A 19,021-nucleotide genomic window follows, 5' to 3' on the forward strand; every position below is an offset into this window, starting at 1 on the left:
TGCGGATATCCTTTATTTCAACAGATTTCCCAGCTTATCTGATAATTGGCTCGATATGTGTTCAAATTGCCCCATAGACAATTGATTATATGTAAAATCCGTAGGGCTCCGCTCCGCCTGATCCTTAGTGCAACAATGATGGATAAGATTTAATAGATGTTTTTTAAAGCCGATCGTTAATCGCTCTACCGTCGCTGCACCATATTCAAGCCCGTTATATTCAAATCCAAACCGAAGGATTCCGTTCGTTATCATGCCGTTAATGTCAAATGTATTCGTCTTTTCCGCACGCGGGCTTCTCTCACCATTGGCTAAGTCTGCTAATCTGGAAATACGCCAAAGCATGTCTGCGCTGTTTTCTTCGTCGAATTGCCCCAAATAATTGAAGCTAATTTCCGGGAATGGTGCTGCGACTAGAGAAGCGGATTTAGTCTGGTCTTTGGTCAAATAACGTAAAATACCATAACCGATGCCCTTATTAGGCACCCGCCGCAGCTTATCTTTAACCATTTTGATCTGATAGGCCAAATTTTCGGGTCTGTTGACCTCGATTACAAAAGGATACAGGGAGGTAAACCAGCCGACTGTACGAGAGATGTCCAAATCTTTAATGATCTCCTCCCTACCGTGCCCCTCCAGCAAAATCGGGATTTCGTTATAACCGCTCCAATCATAAAAAGCCAGACCCAAGGCTGTAAGTAACAGATCATTCATTTCCGTATGATAGGCATGATGTACATGCTTCAACAGCTTTTCCGTCTCATCCCTGCTGAGTACCACCTCCGCTAGGCGTCGATCCTGTATCAGGCTAACCGCGATTTCATGATCCCTTGGCAATCGACGTATCCTGCGTGAGTCTACATTGTTCCAGTAGCTGATTTCTTGGCGTACCTGTACACTTTCGGCGTAAGTGGTCAGTCCTGAAGCCCACTCTTTGTAAGCATCAGTCTTGGCAGGCAAATTCGGCATCTCACCCCGAGCTACCTGATCATAGGCGGTGCCCAAATCTTCCAGCAAAATTCTCCAAGACACACCGTCTACAATAAGATGGTGGATAACGAGCATCAGATGATCTTCACCGGATAAATGGAATAAAGCTAAACGTATGAGAGGACCTCGTTGCAGATCCAAACTGCTCTGCAGCTCATCACCAATGTGTCGGATTTCTTCTTCAGGCTGGCTTGATTGTGTCAAATCATAGCTCGTTAATGTAAAGAACTCACCTTCGTTCACTCCCCTGTTATAGGCGGAGGCTCCCTTTTCCTCTTCCACAAAAATGAGCCGTAATGCATCGTGATGGGCTACCAGCTTGTCCATGGCGTTTTTCAGCCATAATTCACTCCATCCTTCATCATTTTGCAGCATGACCGCCTGATTATAATGGTGACGATCTCTCCGATGATGCTGAAAAAAATCGAGTTGAATGGGTGTCAATTCTACCTCACCCTCTACAATCCCTTGGGGAATGATACGGGTGATTTTTTTTATAAACGGCGCTATCAGGTGAATTTCAGGGTAACGGAATAAGTCCTTTACTTCCATTTTCAGGCCTTTGGCATTTAAGCGGATTGCAATTTGCAATGCTTTAATCGAGTCCCCGCCAAGCTCGAAAAAGTTGTTGTGTAATCCAATTGGTTTAACGCCAATCACTTCTTCCCAGATCAAAGCGATTGTTTTTTCCAATTCATCCTGTGGTGCCTCATATATGCTATCGACCGGTGCTATTTCATCCGGTTCGGGCAGATTGGATCGGTCTATTTTCCCGTTATGGGTCAATGGCAACTGTTCCAATACAATGATCTGGGCTGGAACCATGTAGACTGGTAACTGCTGAGCCAGTTTATCTCGCAGTATGTCTTTCTCAGCTGCACCTGCAACATAGGCACATAAGTACTTTTGTCCCGCTTTATCCAGTCGATCAACAACAACTGCCTGGCGTACTCCTTCCGTTTCGAGCAAAATAGATTCGATTTCTCCAGGCTCAATCCGGTATCCGCGAATTTTATATTGGTAGTCAGCTCGCCCGATAAAATCAATATTCCCATCTGGCTGCCAGCGTGCCAGATCCCCAGTACAATACAAGCGTCCACCCGTTGAGAACGGATCAGACACGAATTTCTCAGCCGAAAGCTCCGGTCTATTAAGATATCCCCGCGCTACAGAAGCTCCACCAATACACAGCTCGCCCGTTACACCGACAGGGACCGGACGCATCCTGTCATCAACAATATATAACTTATGATTCGGTAGAGCTCTGCCGATAGGGACAATACCGGACAGAGGCAATTTTTCCAGCTCGTCCTCATAAAAACTAGATTCGATTGCGGCTTCGGTAACTCCATACGTATTAATAATCCGCATTTTGCTGCCAAAGCGGGTCAACATCTTACGGTAATCAGCAACAGCCAAGCTATCTGCTCCAGTAGTAAGCAGCTTTAGAGAACTGATATTTGTACCATGCTCATAGATGTAATTCAATAGCAGAGCTAAAAGCACAGGCGGCGTCTCAAACGTAGTAATCTCCTGCTGCTCCAACAGTGTAGCCAAGGCAGCTGGATCATTTCTCACGTTTTCAGGACAAATGACCAAGGTACCTCCATTGACAAATACCTTGGCCAAATCGCATGCAAACACATCAAACGACATGCTGGCAATTTGCAGTAGCTTAATAGGGAAATCTTTAAATCCTTGGCTGTGTCTGTAACCGAGTGCGGTGTTGACATATTGTTGATGTTCAACCATAACGCCTTTGGGCTTACCTGTGGTACCCGATGTATAAATGACATACGCCAAAGAGCTGGGCTCATATGTGGAGATATACTGCTTGTTCGAATCCATCTCGGACTGGAGTGGCAAGGTAGCGAGATCGACTACCTCGCCCATAAAATCCATTGTTTTCAGCCAGCCCTTCAGGTGAGATTGCGTAAGCACAATCGTCGTTCCGCAGTCACGCAGCATATATTCAATACGTTCTTCTGGATACACGGGATCTACTGGCACATAGGCAGCTCCGGCTTTCATAATGCCCAGCACCGCCACTATCATTTCAACAGACCTGTCAACCATGACAGCGACCAGACTCTCCCGTGTAATTCCACGCTTCTGCAAAAGATGGGCAAGAGCGTCTGCTCTATCATTAAGTTGTCTGTAAGTGAGCATCGTATCTTCATATATGACGGCCGCTTGTTCTGGTGTACGCTCCGTCTGCGCTTCGAATATCCCGTGAAAAGTAAGTGCAGGAAACTGGACAACGGGTCCGCTCCATAATTTCGTCATATTAGCCTCTTCTTCGGTTGTTAACAGCCGAACGTCACGGAGGCAAACATCTGCATTACTGGCAATTTGCAGGAAGACATGCTTCAAATGATGGGCCAGATGCTTCATCGCTTCACTGCTATAGACCTTGCCGTTATAGGACAATATGAAACTCATTGCCTTCTTATCTTCAACCTCAATATTAAAGTCATACGGTATTTCTTCGAATAACCGAGCGTCCTCAATAATGAATCCGAGTTTGTCTTGCCAGTCCCGTCTCCCGATCATGTTTTCCAGCGGATAGTTCTCGAATACAACGATATGATCAAGCAAGCGTTGCTTGAGTGCAGATTGCGACTGGATTTCAGCAAGTGAACAGTATCCGTTCCTCCTTCCTTGGACAGAGGCTCTCTGGACATCGCGCAATAATTCAACAAAACTCTTTTCTTCATTTAATCTAATTCGTAATGGAATGGTATTAATGAACAATCCGACAATTCGCTCTACTTCATCCAATTCCGACGGGCGGCCAGATACCACCGTGCCAAAAACTACGTCTTTGCTTCCGTTGTAACGACCAAGTACAATTCCCCAGGCGGCCAGAAAAAGACTGCTGAGCGTGGTCCCATTGCATTCAGCAATCGCCCGCAAAGTGCTGGTCTCTGTTTCCGTCAGCGTCGTTCTATATTCCTGCAGCAGATAGCCGCCTTTTTCAGGAGTTGTAGCTGGAGTTTTTAGCATCGGAAGTCCAGCCGTTTGTTCGTAACCTTGTAATTCAGAACTCCAGTAGCCCTTGGCCGCCTCCTGATCCTGTTCTTCAAGCCAGTCGGCATACCCGGTGTAAGGTCGTGGTTCAGGCAATTGAACGGGACGGCCTGTACGATAAGCCTCATAGGCCGTTAACAACTCGTCCATTATGATGCCAAGACACCAGCCGTCCATAATAATATGGTGAAAACTTACAAGTAACGTATAAGCATCTTTATCCGTTTGAAGTACAGCCATCCGGATGAGCATATCCCTGCTCAAATCGTAATGGGTGTTACGGTCCACATCCATAAATCTACGAATAGCATCGGCTTGCTCCTTTCCGGTCAGCTCTGTCATATTTTCGTAAGTAATCGCCGTGTTTCGCTTCTTAAAGACAATCAGCCGCGAACGAGAAGCGGATTTATGATAAATGTTCGAGCGCAGTGTTTCATGACGCTGAACCAACAGCTGAAAGCTTTCTTGCAGGGCATTCCAATCCAGATCTCCCCGAATAGAAATACGTAATTGCTCGTAATAAGCCTGTGATTCTGGTTCCATCAGCGCATGAACGAGCATTCCTTCCTGTAAGGGAGTCAAGTTGACCACTTTTTCAATTTCAAGTCCTTCGATCATGGATATCCTCCTCGGACGAATCGTTATAGATTCTCATAAAACTGCTTCATCTCTTCAAACTCATCTAGATCCAAACCACGTGCTCCCACATCCGATGGTGTTAGTTGCCGTCCGGATTGGTCCAGACAATGCTGAATAATGCCCGACAAATGATGCTCAAAACGCAACAGAAGCATTCGGATAGTATCTTCTTCATACGCGTGACGGTTATAAAGCATGCAGATGGAAAGCTTACCGTATTTCATCCGCCCATCCAGATAGAGGGAATAGGCTAAATCAGAAACGCTACAATTCTTGCCGGACCATAATTCAGCATCCATAGGCGAAGTATGAAAGTGAGAGGAACTGACCGGTTCAGAATGAATCAAGCGGAAGCCAATTTCCGGGTAATACTGAGCATTAAATTCTGATCTGCCAGAGGATGCAGCTCCATATTTTAGTAATCCATATCCTAAACCCTGGTTGGGTACTTGCCGGACCGTCTCCTTTACGTTTCTGAGCAAAAGAGAACTGTCTTCTCCAGGCTCCATATCCAGAACAAGCGGATATATGGAACCGAATTGACCTACGGTTCTTGAAAGGCCCGGTTTGTCCGAAGTCACAGTTTGTTGATCCCGATCATAATGCTCAAATCCAATGGCAATCTTAGACTGTCCAGACCATTCCACTATAGTCAGTCCCAATGCAGCAAGCAGTAACTCAGCGGTCACCGTATTATAGGTTTGGTTAGCCCGTGTTAACAGCTGGCTTGTTTTCTCGTCCGAAAGCTGTATGATGCAATGCTCTACTGGACGAAGTGCTTCTGAATGTACAGGTGTCTTATGATCCTTCGGTATAAATTCGCCATTGAAATTAACCTTATCCAGCCAGTAGAGTTTCTCTTTGGCCAGCTTTTTGCTGTCTGCATAGTCTTCTAGCCACCGCATCCAGGAGCGGTAAGAATCTGTTTTGTCAGGAAGCACTATCGGTTCCCCGTTAAGAGCTTGTTCATAGGCAGTTGTGAAATCCTCAAGCAGGATACGCCAAGATGTGGGATCAGCCACTAGCGGATCTACAGAAAGAAAGAACTGGTCGGAGCCCGACATCCGGAACAAGCCTGCGCGTACTCTGGGTCCCTCAAACATTCCATAACTGTTTTGAATCCGGAAGCATTCGCTCTGTAATTGCTTGCTAGCTTGATGGTCATCATCTGCAAGTGAGAACACATCAAGTGTGAACCATTCTTCATTTTCATCTCGGTATACAAGGGTTGACGGTTCGTCGATCGACGCCTGACCAAGCCGTAATCCCTCGTGATGAGTAGTTAATGTTTGCAGCACAAACCGTAACAGATCCTCATCGAAGTCCGGGTTACCCGCAAATAGCATGGATGTTGTCGTACGCAAGGTGTAAAATGTACCCAGTTCATTCAACTGCCTCTGAATCGATGTTATTGGAATCTCTCCATCTATCGAATTCTGATCTGTGTAGCGGAACAAAGTTGTCACAAGCTTGCTGAGATCCTCAATGAACGGGTGCTCCATCAAAAGAGAAATGTCAAGGGAATAACCATGCTGACGCAGACGTGAGGCCACCTGAACGGCCTTAATAGAATCGCCGCCAAGCAGAAAAAAATGATCTCGAACGCCTATATGATCACATCCCAAAACGTCTTGCCATACCACGACCAGCGCCCTTTCGACATCAGTTCTCGGAGCAACATAATCCGTTTGAAAAGAGTCATGACGGTCCGGCTCAGGCAAAGCTTTTCGGTCCGTTTTTCCATTGGCCGTAAGAGGAAGCTGCTGTAGAGGCACCACATATGCTGGAATCATATAAAACGGTAGCTTCTGCTTGAGCGCATTCTGCACGTCCAGCGGACTTAATGGCTCAGAAGCCACAAAGTATGCACACAAATCCTTGTAGCCGTCTTTGTTTTCCCGCGCTACGACCACTGCTGACTGGATTCCGTCTACGGACAGCAACTGCGCTTCAATCTCACCCAGTTCAATGCGATATCCTCTTACTTTAACCTGTTGATCGATCCGCCCTAGATATTCAATGTTGCCGTCAGGCATCCAACGCACCAAATCTCCTGTGCGGTACATCCGCTCATAACCCTCCGCGCTGTTAAACGGATTAGTAGCGAACTTCTCCTTTGTCAATTCCGGTCGATTAAGGTAGCCACGGGCTACTCCTATACCACTGATACAAAGTTCTCCCACCGCTCCAATCGGCTGCAATCGCACTGTACCTTCCTGTACAACATACAAATGAATATTATCAATCGGTTTACCGATCGGGATCACCGAGTGCTCTTCCACAGGCTCGCATTCAAAGAATGAAACGTCTACAGTAGCTTCTGTTGGACCATATAAGTTAATTAGTTTTGCGCTTCCAATCCCTGACATAATTCGATAGAAACGCGCCACCTGCTGAGGAGGCAATGCTTCACCGCTGGCAAATATATGTTTTAACGTTTTCAATTTTGCTTGCACTGTTTCCCTTGGCTGCTGCTCCAGATATTCCAGAAAAATATGCAGCATCGCGGGTACAAAATGAAGGGTGCTTACCTTGTCTTCATTAATCGTGTTCAAGATCTGTTCGGGAGACTTTTCTCCGCCGATTGGCAATAAGCTTACTTTAGAGCCTACCATCGACCACCAGAACAACTCCCATACGGATACGTCAAAAGTAAAGGCAGTTTTTTGCAAAATCGTATCTTCTGCGCTTAGGCCGTATCTATTGTGCATCCAGCAGAGCCGATTCACGACTGAGCGGTGTTCAACAATAACCCCTTTCGGTTTCCCTGTAGAACCGGATGTATAAATGATATAGGCCGCATGGTTGGGTTCTGCTATAGGTTCAAGGTTGGAGGCATCTTCATGCCAGCTACTCATGCAGTCGGTCGTAGGCTCCGTCGACCTGGATGCTTGCAAAGCCATGATCGTGGAAGCATAATCCAACACCATTACCTTGCAGTCCGCATATTGCTCCAGCTCTTCTGCAAACTGTGGTTGTGTCAGCACCAGTTGTGTTTTCGAATCTTCAAGCATATATTGAATTCTTTCCTGTGGATATCCCGGGTCAATGGGTACATAAGCTCCACCTGCTTTTAGAATTGCATAGATGCCAATCATCATCTCAGGTGAACGCTGAGCGATAATCCCTACCGGCTGATCCGGTCCCACTCCTTCCGCCCGCAACGTTCGCGCTAAACGATTCGCCAGCTCATTCAACTCTTGGTAAGTCATACACTTATCTCCAAATATGATTGCCATGTCATTTGGAGTCCTGCTAACCTGCTGCTCAAACCTTCCGTGAATCGTTGCATCCCGCGGAAAATAGGCGGAGGTGTTGTTGAACTCATATAGTAATAAGTGCTTATCTTCTTCTGTCAGCATATCCATGTCAGCCAAGCGAATTCCGACATCTTGAGTTACGATTTCCAACACTTTTATATAATGGAGGGCAAATCGCTCAATTGTCTCCAGCTTAAACAGGCTGGTAGCATACTCCCAGGTGAAAGTTAACTGGTCTTGAGTTTCCGTTACATGTAATGAAAGATCGAACTTCGATACACCTGCATTAAACTCATTCGGTTGCAAACGAAGTCCGCTGAGTTCAATGACCTCTGTTCCCTTATTTTGCAGACTGAACATCGTATCAAAGATGGGATTGCGGCTTACATCGCGTACTCGATCCAGTTTGTCGACCAGTTGGTCAAATGGATATTCCTGGTGCTCCAACGCAAGCAGAGTGTTATGTTTTACGTCCTCCAGAAAAGCACTGAATGGCTGAGACGCCAGCGGTCGATTACGGAGAACTAAAGTATTCACAAACATGCCGATCATCGCTTCCGTATCCGCATGCCCTCTACCCGCTGCCGGTGTACCTACGAGGAAGTCCTCTTGCCCGGAGTATTTGCTTAACAGCACATTATAAGCTGCCAAAAGCACCATAAAGAGCGTTGCTCCCGTGTCTCTTGCCAATTGATTAAGTCTATCCGTCAGCTTGGATTGCACAATGAAGGTAAGGCTGTCCCCTGCGAAGCTCTGACTTGACGGACGAGCAAAGTCAGTTGGCAGGTCTAATACAGGGAGCTCGCCGTCCAACGTGTCTAACCAAAATGCTTCATCCTTTGCTTGGCTGTCTCCGGCATAATGTTGTTTTTGCCAAACGACATAGTCTTTGTAGTGAACGTCAATGGGGGCAAGTGGCATACCCTGATACCGCGTACTGATCTCATCCATTAATACTGCCATTGAGAAGCCGTCTGAAATGATATGGTGCATATCGATCAGCAACATAAATTGGTCACGATGGATTGCGAACAGCTCAGCACGAATTAAAGGAGCCTTACTGAGGTCAAATGGCTGAATAAACAGTTCACGGGCGTGATTAGCATCCTCTTCGGAAATTGGAGTAACAGGAATGTCCAGTAAAAGCACATCCTGTACCTTCTGCACGGTTTCCCCGTCTACTATCTCAAAATACGTCCGAAAGGATTCATGCCGTGAAAAAACCTCCTTCACTGCATCAATGAACCTGGAAACGTGTAACTCTCCCTCTATATGCAGTTGACCCGATACATGATACGCTGCACCTCCACCCAGTTGATCCAGCACATACATTCTTTTTTGAGCGGGAGATACCGGATAAAAGGGCTGTAAATCTGCCGGAACAAGCGGCTCAAACTTTCGCTTTTGTCCTCCTTTTACATGTGCCGCCAGTTGTGCAATCGTTTGCAAATGTAAAATTTGTACCAGCGGAATATATACTTCGAATTCCTTGTTAATTCTGCTTAGAAGAACAGTCGCTTTTAAGGAGTCTCCACCCATTTGAAAAAAATTATCATTGTATCTGATATCAGATACATTCAAAACTTCCTTACATATGGATATCAGTTTGTCCTCAGTCATATTGCTGTCAGAAACCTGCTTCTGCGAGTCCTCTATCCTGATATCTTCTGGTTTCGGCAATAATTGAAAATCCGGCTTCCCATCAGCCAAAAGAGGGATACTATCCATCAGAACCCAAAAGCGAGGTTGCCCATAATCAGGAAGTATTGAGCTAACACTCTCTTTCAGCTTCGCTATATCCCACGAATTAGAATTATTGTCCACTATATAAGCCACTAGATACGAAGAGTTACTGCTCTCACCGTCTTTCCGTGCCGTCAAAACACAGGCATCCAAATCCAGTGCTCGCAAAAGATGTTTCTCTATCTGCTCAAGATTCACTTGATGACCGCGAATAAGAACATCTCGGTTGGCTGCACCGAGATGTCGAATTCTCCCTCCAACCTCGATATAAGCCCATTCCAGCGTCGTTCCCAGTAAACCAGCGGATGTGGCCAAATATACTTGTCCGATGGTACCCGTAGGAGACGGATGTTTATATTTGTCAAGGACACAAGGATAATTCCCTTTAGAATCCGCGTATGTCCCCCACACTTCCAAAAGCCGCTCCCTTTCCGTACTTCGAAGCAAAGACAGCGCAGATATCCGCATTCCGTCTTCCTGCACAACCGAGCTCAGCAGATGTAAAAAGTATTGCGCCCATACTTCCAGAGTGTCTTGTTGAAAAAGACTCGCAGCATAGTCGAAATCAAGCCGCAACTGCTGACCAGACTCCGTAACATTCAGAAACAACTCATATTGAGTGGACAATATTTCATGCTCCAACAATTCTGTTTCCAGTCCGTAATAGTGAAACTCTGGAATGGGCCTATCCATATTAAACAACACGTTAAGGACGGGCAAATGCCTTAATCCTATCTGGGCAAGTCCGGCAAAGCTGTATTTCTGATAAGCATCCAGCGTATGCATTACTCGCTTGACCGTCTGTGTGAATTCCGTGAACGTTGCTCCAGAGTCTACCTCACAAATCACTGGGAGCAAGTTAACGCAGTTGCCAATTAGCGGGGACACACCCATATGAGATTGCCCTGCGGTTGGAATACCTACCATGATTTGATTTTGGCCTGTCACTCTGTGTAAAAAAAGCTGGAAAACAGATAATAAAGTCACAAACATGCTGTTGCCAAGCCGAATACTGACTGATTTCAGTTGCTTCACCAGAGGTGCATCCACCACAATGGTGTGCCGTGCTCCGCGCGAAGAAGGAGAGCTGATGTTGCGTTGGAGAGACGGCAAGTCAAGGGCGGGCAATGGCTTCGCAAGTACATCTGACCAAAAAGCAAGGGCAGTCGCTCCACCTGCCTCTAACTGGTTTTGCTGCCATGCTGCGAAATCTCGAAACGGAACAGGGTCGGGAAGCGTGCAGTGTTCCCCCTGTACACAAGCGGAATAAAATTGTTCCAATTCATGGAAAAACACTCCGATGGACCAGCCATCTGCAATCAGATGATGAAATGTAAATGCAGCGATGTGCTTCTCATTCGACGTTTTTAAAAGCCGGATACGGAATAAAGGTTCGCCCGTACTTATTGGGAATACGGTCTCCCTATCCTTCTCCATCCAAGCACGAATATCGTGTTTCTGCTCCTCTACAGAAAGACTGCTGATATCATGCAGCGGAATGCTGAGGGTCATTGCCGGGGCGATGATCTGCGTTTCTCCATCATCTCCCATGAAGGTGCGTAAGGCTTCGTGACGTTTAACAATGCGATGGACAGCTTCATTAAATTCCTTAAGATGTAGCGGACCCCGGTAACGCAGTAAAACAGTCTCATGAAGCGACTGCGATTCCTTTGAATCCGAGACCGAGGCGAACCATAACTGCTTCTGATCCGGAGTCAGCATAATCGTCGATTCCTTAAGGTCTGCAGTTGCAGTTTCAGGAATAAAAGGCTTGTTTAGATGGTTTTCATGAGGGTACAGATCCGGCAGAAATCCTCCTTTGCGCAGCTCATTAACACTCTCTTTAATTGCCTGTACAATCCGCTCTATATCTTCCGTAGTATGAGCCGTTGACAAAAAACAGTTCCGGCCTTCCCATATATAAATTCCTTTATCCAGCATGTGATAGAAGAATAGTTCCAAGTCACCTTTAAGGATGAAACGGAACAAGGAACCGAAGTAAACGACCTTTATAGGTATCTGTTCCTCCATAAAATAGTGATTCAGTTCTACTGCGAACGCCTTCGTACGACTATTCAGCTCGTTATGCAATTGCCCCCTGTCCTTCTCCAACTGCTCTAGTACGGCCAGGGAAGCTGCCATAGCCAGGGGGTGATGGCAAAAAGTTCCCGCTACAAACGTCCGCTGTTGCTCATGCGGTGGATAAGAGTCATCTCCGAAGCTCCACACTCCTCCATCAATTCCATCCATGAACGATGCTTTCCCTGCCACGATACCGATGGGAAGCCCGCCCCCAATGATTTTACCGTAAGTTACAAGGTCGGCTTCAATCCCGTACCACGCCTGCGCGCCCCCCGGCTGAATACGGAAGCCTGTAATTACCTCATCAAAAATGAACGCGGTCCCGGATTGCTCCGTAATCTGTCGTACTTCCTTCAGAAAAGCTGCGGGCTGGAAATCAGGGCGACGACTCTGCACGGGCTCTATGAGAACAGCAGCCAGTTCATGGGCATGGGAGCGGATATATTGGAGTGACTCGTCCGTTCCATAACTGAGCACAACGACATCGTCCACCATGTGCTGTAGTACACCAGGTGCCAGGGGAGTGGAATGTTGTTCCCTGTCATCCGTTGTCCCCCCCAATGCCAATATTCCATCAAAAGTACCGTGATAGGAACCAGAAAAAATCACCACTTTATCCCGCCCGGTGGCAGCCCGAGCTAACCGAAGAGCCACCATAATCGCCTCTGTCCCCGAGTTATATAGCGCCATTCGTTCCATGCCTGTCATCTTGCAAATCTTTTCGGCAATCTGCCCGGCCATATTGGACATCGGTCCAAGGCACATTCCGTTATGTATTTCCTTTTCTATCGATTCACGAATAAAGGATGGGTTGTGACCAAACAAATTGACCCCAAACCCCATCGTCAAATCAATATATTCATTACCGTCCAAGTCCCAAATTTTAGAACCCTCTGCACGCTGAGATATAATCTGATACACCATTTCCTTGAGAGCAGGCCTAAATCCGGCCACATTCCGGTTATTGGCGTATACAGACCTGTATTGCTGAGTATACTCTTTGGTCTTTCGTGTGCGCATCGTATAATGTTCAATCAGCTTTTGCAGATGCTTTTCCTGCCTAAGTGAAAGTGAATTATGGGCTTGCACATTTATTTTTTGATAGGGAACAAATGCTTTCGATTCTTTTCCGTCTGGCAAAACAGTTGACACGGAAGCCTGTACGGGGGAAACAGAAGTAACTGTGGCAGCTATCTCCTTCATCGCGGATGTCTGAGGCTCGACAGCAGTTTGTAGTGAAAGCGATTCAAGCATTGCCACTGGTGTAAGCCGAGATTGACACAGTATTTCCATTTGCTGCGACATAAGTTGAAGTTGCATTTCTAAAATTCGTTCTCTCCCCGCAAATATATCCTCATTTGATAGCTTGCTTTCATGGGATGCGGGATCTTCTATAGGGGTAGTGGATTTTTGACTCCAGCCCGGCAAGACGGAAGGCACCGAAGAGGTGACACTGGACGACGCAGTCAACTGAAGCTCCTCCGAATTCCGGGTCAATTCTTCAGAGGTCGAGGCTACCCTATCAGCAATATAGTTTGTCAGCAACTCCAGCGTAGTCAGTGATTCAAAAAACTCGTTCATCGGGATATCCAAGCCAAACGTACTTTTAATGCTGTGTCTCACCTGAGACAGAAGAATAGAGTCTAAACCCAGTTCTAAAAAATGTTTTTGCGGCTCTAATTCGTCTGGACTGAGTTGGGATACACTTTCGATTATTTTTGACAGTTTATTAGTAATCGTAGATTTTTGCGGATTGGAAGCAGATTCCGTCGAAAAATACTCATTCACCATCTTTTCAGACTCCTTTACTATGGGGTATTCAAGGAATTAATTTTATCCTTTCCAACTATGGGCTAGCCTAAAAAACACGATATAACCTAGCTAGGGGTACAAGATAAAGTTCTCATAAGAAGGTAAATATGAACGGTCCACTGTATAAAGAAACCATCCTCATACTAATAAAATATAATTATCCATCTGGTAAAGCGAGGATCTAATTTGTTTTATTAAACCATCAATGGCTAAATGCGCTTATCTAACTTATTATGCAGGATATAGTTTTTTCCAGTAATGATCCCAAAAAAACCAAATATTTTCGTTTACTCATTGACATGCGTCAATTTATGACAATTGAATTCGATGACATAACTGATGCCCATACTGGGTGTACTACTAAAAATGTCAAGTCCAAAGAATAGAACCTGACATTTTATCAAACTTGGAGCGTAAAGACGCCAAGGTGCACTTTACCCGATTTTTCAGCAAAATAAATGCGGGATTGGACAGTTTGCTTAACGTCTCACCTTAACGTCTCACCTTAACGTCTCACATTAATGTGTTCGCGTGTCAGAACGGGAGTCACTTCGTTTCTTGGCATTAAGCGAACCAGAACTGCTTTTGATCCGGGGTTAGTGGGATGACCATTTCATCCGCGTCCCTTGTCGATGCTTCTGAAGGGTCGGATATAGGCAATCTTTGCTTACCTGTACCTGGGCCTTTCCCGTTTGGGGTCAGATCGGGCAAGAAGCCCCCTTTACGCAGTTCATCTACACTGTCCTTGACAGCTTGTATGATCAACGCAATATCTTCCTCCGTATGAGCGGTTGACAAGAAGCAGTTCCGCCCTTCCCAGATGTAAATACCCTTTTCCAGCATGTGATAGAAGAAAAGCTCCAGATCACCCTTGAGTACGAAGCGAAATAGTGAGCCAAAGTGAACAATTTTTATGGGTATCTGCTCATCGGTAAAGTAACTATTTAACTCTGCTGCCAAAGCCATCTCGCAGTCTCCATTTAAAATCGACTTACATGCCAGGTGCACCGCCACGAGTGACGAGGAGCATGCCGTATCAATGGTCAGTGCTGGGCCTTTTAAATCAAGCAAATACGCAATCCGGCTGGAAATAATGGACGATAAATTACCAATGGCGAAATTTGGAATCGCGCCTGGTTCCACCTCGGACAACAAACGCTCGTATTCAAAGCTGGTTTTGGAAAAACCGACATACACACCGACCTTTTTGCCAGCCAGCTGCTTCCCTCCATACCCCGCATCCTCAATCGTACTCCAGGCTGTTTGTAGAAATAAACGTTGATTCGGATCCATGAGTGAGGCTTCCCGTGGAGTCAACTTAAAGAAGGAGTAATCAAACTTGTCTACTTCATCCAGATAGCCGCCTTCTGCGATTTGCATATTCCTTCCTTCCGTATTCAGACGGGAAATGAAATCTTCGGCATCTTTTCTTCTTTCGTCGCTGTACGGGCCGATATTGTCAACGCCTGATGCCACATTCGTCCAAAACTGCTCCAATGTTTCCGCTTGAGGAAACTTACCTGACATACCGATGATGGCGATATCCCGGTCCTCCGACTCCTCTTTGGATTCCAGTTGCGGTGCTGTAATCACCTTATGACCTAAATTCTGACTGGATATATATCCAGATAGCTTGGCGATAGTCGGATAAGAGAAGAAGTCCGTTACCTCAATATGAATCCCGAGTTGTTCCTCTAATTGGTCCACGATCTGAACGAGTTGTAAGGAAGTTACGCCGATATCAAAGTAGCTGTCTTCCTTCCCAATTGATTGTACATTTAAAATAGCTTGGCAAATCCCAATCAGTTTTTGCTCGATTTCACCCTGAGGCACAGGGGCATAGTTCGCTTCCTGTATATTTCGAGCGGCCTCGGTCAGGGATGCCAAAACTACATCAAATTCTCCCTGCTCGTAGCTCTGAGCCAGCTTGTAGCGCTGAACCTTTCCACTAGTAGTTTTGGGAATACGGCGGATTGGAACTACATCTTGAATATGCCATCCTCCCCGATAATTCAAATGGCTTTTCAGCCTTTGGACTAGTGGCAAAAATAACTCTATTTTTTTCGTGTGCATCACAAAAACAACAATACGATCCTGTCTAGTTTGTGCATCATGTACACCGCAGACGGCTACTTTCCCTAGATCCACCCCGTCCAGTTCCTCCGCAATCCTTTCGATATCATGCGGATAAATGTTCTGGCCGTTCACGAAAATAATATCCTTGGCTCTGCCTGTAATCACCAATCGTCCGTTTCTCATAAAACCCAAATCTCCGGTAATGAGCCAGCCATCTTCTGTCTTGACCTTTGCGGTAGCCTCGGGATTGTTATAGTACCCGGCAGTCACATTTTTGCCGCTAATTTGGGTGTATCCGATTACATCATCCTTTAGCACCTGATTTTGCTCATCACAAATACGAACAGAGGTGCTGGCCATGGGGTAGCCCAAATCCGCAAATGTAAGACAACGTTTATCGGATGAATCTACTTCTTCTATAGGTTCACCTACATGCAGTTGCTGCCGATTTAAATGAATAGTAACAAAATTATCTTTATCCAAAGGTGGAGTAGAAACACCTACGCTTGCCTCTGCCAAGCCGTATACAGGATACATGATATTTTTTTTTAATCCATGTGCACTCATGGCTTCCATAAACACATGGCAAAGCTCCACCGATATGGGCTCAGCCCCATTTAAAATCATGCGAACACTTGACAAATCCCAGTTATCCGCCGTTTTAGATTTATATTGATCCAGGAAAAATTTAAAGCCAAAGTTAGGAGAGCAGATTTGAGTCACCTTATGTTCCGACACCTTTTTTAGCCATAAAGACGGGCGTCTTATAAAAAGTGCTGTCGGCATAATAAGCTGCTTAGCATGAGCAATGACACAGGTTAAATGGAAAGCGATCAATCCCAAATCATGTGTGAGCGGCATCCAGCCTAGATACGCGTCACTTGAAGTCATTCCCGTTTGACTGGCGATATCCCGAATATTGTATACGAGATTCTCATGCGTTAGCATGACTCCCTTGGGATCACCTGTCGAACCAGAGGAAAATTGAATAAACGCCAAATCTTCCGGTCTGGAATCATGAATGATCCCTTTGTTCTGATCGGAATAATCAAAATAATGGCTAGAAAAGGTCGCTTTTTTAACAGAATCAAAGAAATCCAGCATCTCATGCTGGTGAGAATACTTTTCTAGCTGCTCTAATACCTTATGATCCGCAATCATGTAAGGGGAAGTAAGGGTACTCCAGATTTTAAACAGCTTCATTTTATGTTCATCATTATTCCCGATACTTACAGGTACGGGGACGATTCCTCCGAGCAGACAGCCCCAAAACACATTCACAAAGGTGTGATTTTCTTCAATTTGCATAATCAGCTTATCTCCAGGCTGTACTCCTTTTTCCTTCAATTGATAAAGCACCTGCAGTGCTTGCTCCAGAAGTTGACTGTAGCTTACATATTCCTCCTGTGTATCACCCGAAATGAAAATAATCCCGTTTTCAGCTCTACTGGCTCGGTCCTGAATGATTTCAATTAATGTTTGAAACTGCTCCATTCTGATCCCTCCTTAAAAGGTCTAAAACTTGCTCCTGCTCTCCTGCAGATACTTGTTTGGTTTGCAATATCAGGCGAATACACTCCAGCGCTTCGCGTCTTAGTTTATAAGCAGAAGAAGATCTGCCCGATTCTATGCTTTTGAGTAACTCCTCCAACCTGCGAATAGGTAAAATAACCCCATTATGATACTCATCCTCATTCCAATTGGCATTGGGTGTAGACACCGCCACCGCCAGTGGTTTGACCAACCAATCACGGAGCGAAAAACGACGTTCCAGTTCAATCCGATCCAAGTCTCTGTCCAAGGAAAGAACTTCAAAAGCGATGTTGGTTTCCTTCGCCAAGTTTCTCAGCACCGTTCGCGGTCCTAATTCAATTCCCTGCTTCACCCCATGTTTCTCCATATACTGCATCGTTTGTATCCAACGCACTGGATGGATCATTTGCAAATGCAAACCTTGACGAATGCTGTTGGCATCCGTATATGGCATTGCTGTAACATTAGAAATGACAGGCCACAGCGGTTCATGAAACGTATATTTTTGCAGTTCCAATGCTAATCGATCAGCAGCATGCTGCATAAGCGGGCTGTGAAAAGGGCCGCTTACCTGCAAACGGGTAATTTGGAACCCACGTTGCTCTAATTGCCCTTCCACCGTAGCAACAGAGTCATGATGACCAGAAACGACGTATTGATAAGTAGAGTTATAACAAGCGATGGTAATAGGCTGACTGGTTACTGCATAGTGATCGCACAGCTCTTCTAGCAGCTTTAAATTAGCTCCCCGAACAGCAATCATGCAACCCACTCCGGCCTCTGAGGCTTCTTCCATAAAGCGCCCCCGTTCTTGTACCACCCGCAAAGCATCGCCAAACGACAAGACTCCGCTGCTTACCAATGCAGAATACTCACCCAAACTATGCCCTGCCGCAAATTCGGGAATAATCCCAACATCGTGCATGTAACGTTTGAATGCGATTACACTGATCGTGAGTAGTGCAGGCTGGGTGTAGGATGTTCTTGATAATTGGGAGATGGGTCCTTCCATACATAAAGTTTTCAAATCATATCCCAAAATATCAGCAGCTTCTTCAAAGATGAGATCTGCCTCTGAAAAACCTCCTTGCCATGCCGCTCCCATCCCGACATACTGAGACCCTTGTCCCGAAAAAAGCAAAGTCATGCTACTCATGTCTAACCCCTTTCCTCACCATAAAAGGCGGTAAAACAAAAATGTTTTTTGGGATTCAGATGTTCACATTCCTATGTATTTAAGATAGATACAGCAAAACAGTAATCGACTGTAAAAGTGAATCATTTTTGAGTTTCAAGATGTAGTTAGAAATAAAAGTGTGTTTGTAGTCTGGGAAGTGTAAAAAAACTGGAGTGTGCTGGAAGTTCAGACTTGATACTTAGAAACTTCAGCATCATAGATGAGTGTAGTAAAATATAGATTAAGGCTATTAATTTAATATAAACATTAAAATGAATTAAAGTACAGTGATATATAATACATATATTTTATAAACGCAAGTAATAGATTGTGATTATATTTCTTGCTTGGCAACCAACTTGTAATGCGTTGCAGTCATTCCGCGCGAAACTGCGGATGCTTTTTTCGTGAAAGCTAATAACTGGCATCTGTCGTTAAAATAAAAAAGCCGCCAATTTGGCGACTTCATATACATAGTTATTGTCCTTCCAGTAATCGACGTTTAGGCATCGTCATAGATACGTAGCTAAATAAGTAGAAAACTGCAAAGCCGTTTATCTCCTTATGTAGTTTCCTTAAAATGAGCAAGCGGATAGTGTCGATCATCCACTGACCTCCTTGGTTAAGATTTCGCTTAATCTTTGCCTCAATGGCGGGTAGATGGACTCTTTGTCAGCAG

At 45.3% G+C, this 19,021-nt stretch carries 3 protein-coding genes and 1 pseudogene; all 4 read right to left on the bottom strand.

The genetic code is table 11. From position 1 onward, the window contains the following. Positions 1 to 12: 12 nt before the first annotated feature. Positions 13 to 4,638 (bottom strand): amino acid adenylation domain-containing protein, encoded by a 4,626-nt coding sequence (locus MKY16_RS25255; RefSeq protein WP_340957681.1) that lies wholly within the window; start codon positions 4,636 to 4,638, stop codon positions 13 to 15. Positions 4,639 to 4,661: 23 nt separating this feature from the next. Then, positions 4,662 to 13,532 (bottom strand): amino acid adenylation domain-containing protein, encoded by an 8,871-nt coding sequence (locus tag MKY16_RS25260; protein ID WP_445744875.1) that lies wholly within the window; start codon positions 13,530 to 13,532, stop codon positions 4,662 to 4,664. A 963-nt stretch (positions 13,533 to 14,495) separates the two neighbouring features. Continuing rightward, positions 14,496 to 17,126 (bottom strand): annotated as a pseudogene (locus tag MKY16_RS25265) (beta-ketoacyl synthase N-terminal-like domain-containing protein); the annotation flags it as partial. Beyond that, positions 17,101 to 18,321: an ACP S-malonyltransferase gene (gene fabD / locus MKY16_RS25270; protein ID WP_340957687.1), complete on the bottom strand. Its 1,221-nt coding sequence runs from the start codon at positions 18,319 to 18,321 to the stop codon at positions 17,101 to 17,103. The pseudogene MKY16_RS25265 and the gene fabD, both read right to left, overlap by 26 nt. Positions 18,322 to 19,021 lie beyond the last annotated feature (700 nt).

Origin of the sequence: Paenibacillus sp. FSL L8-0641 (assembly GCF_038006265.1) — a bacterium.
Taxonomy (GTDB): Bacteria; Bacillota; Bacilli; order Paenibacillales; family Paenibacillaceae; genus Paenibacillus; species Paenibacillus polymyxa_D.

Coding starts and splice junctions, on each gene's coding strand:
- MKY16_RS25255 (WP_340957681.1), bottom strand. CDS start 4,638: ATGATCGAAGGACTTGAAATTGAAAAAGTGGTCAACTTGACTCCCTTA.
- fabD (WP_340957687.1), bottom strand. CDS start 18,321: ATGAGTAGCATGACTTTGCTTTTTTCGGGACAAGGGTCTCAGTATGTC.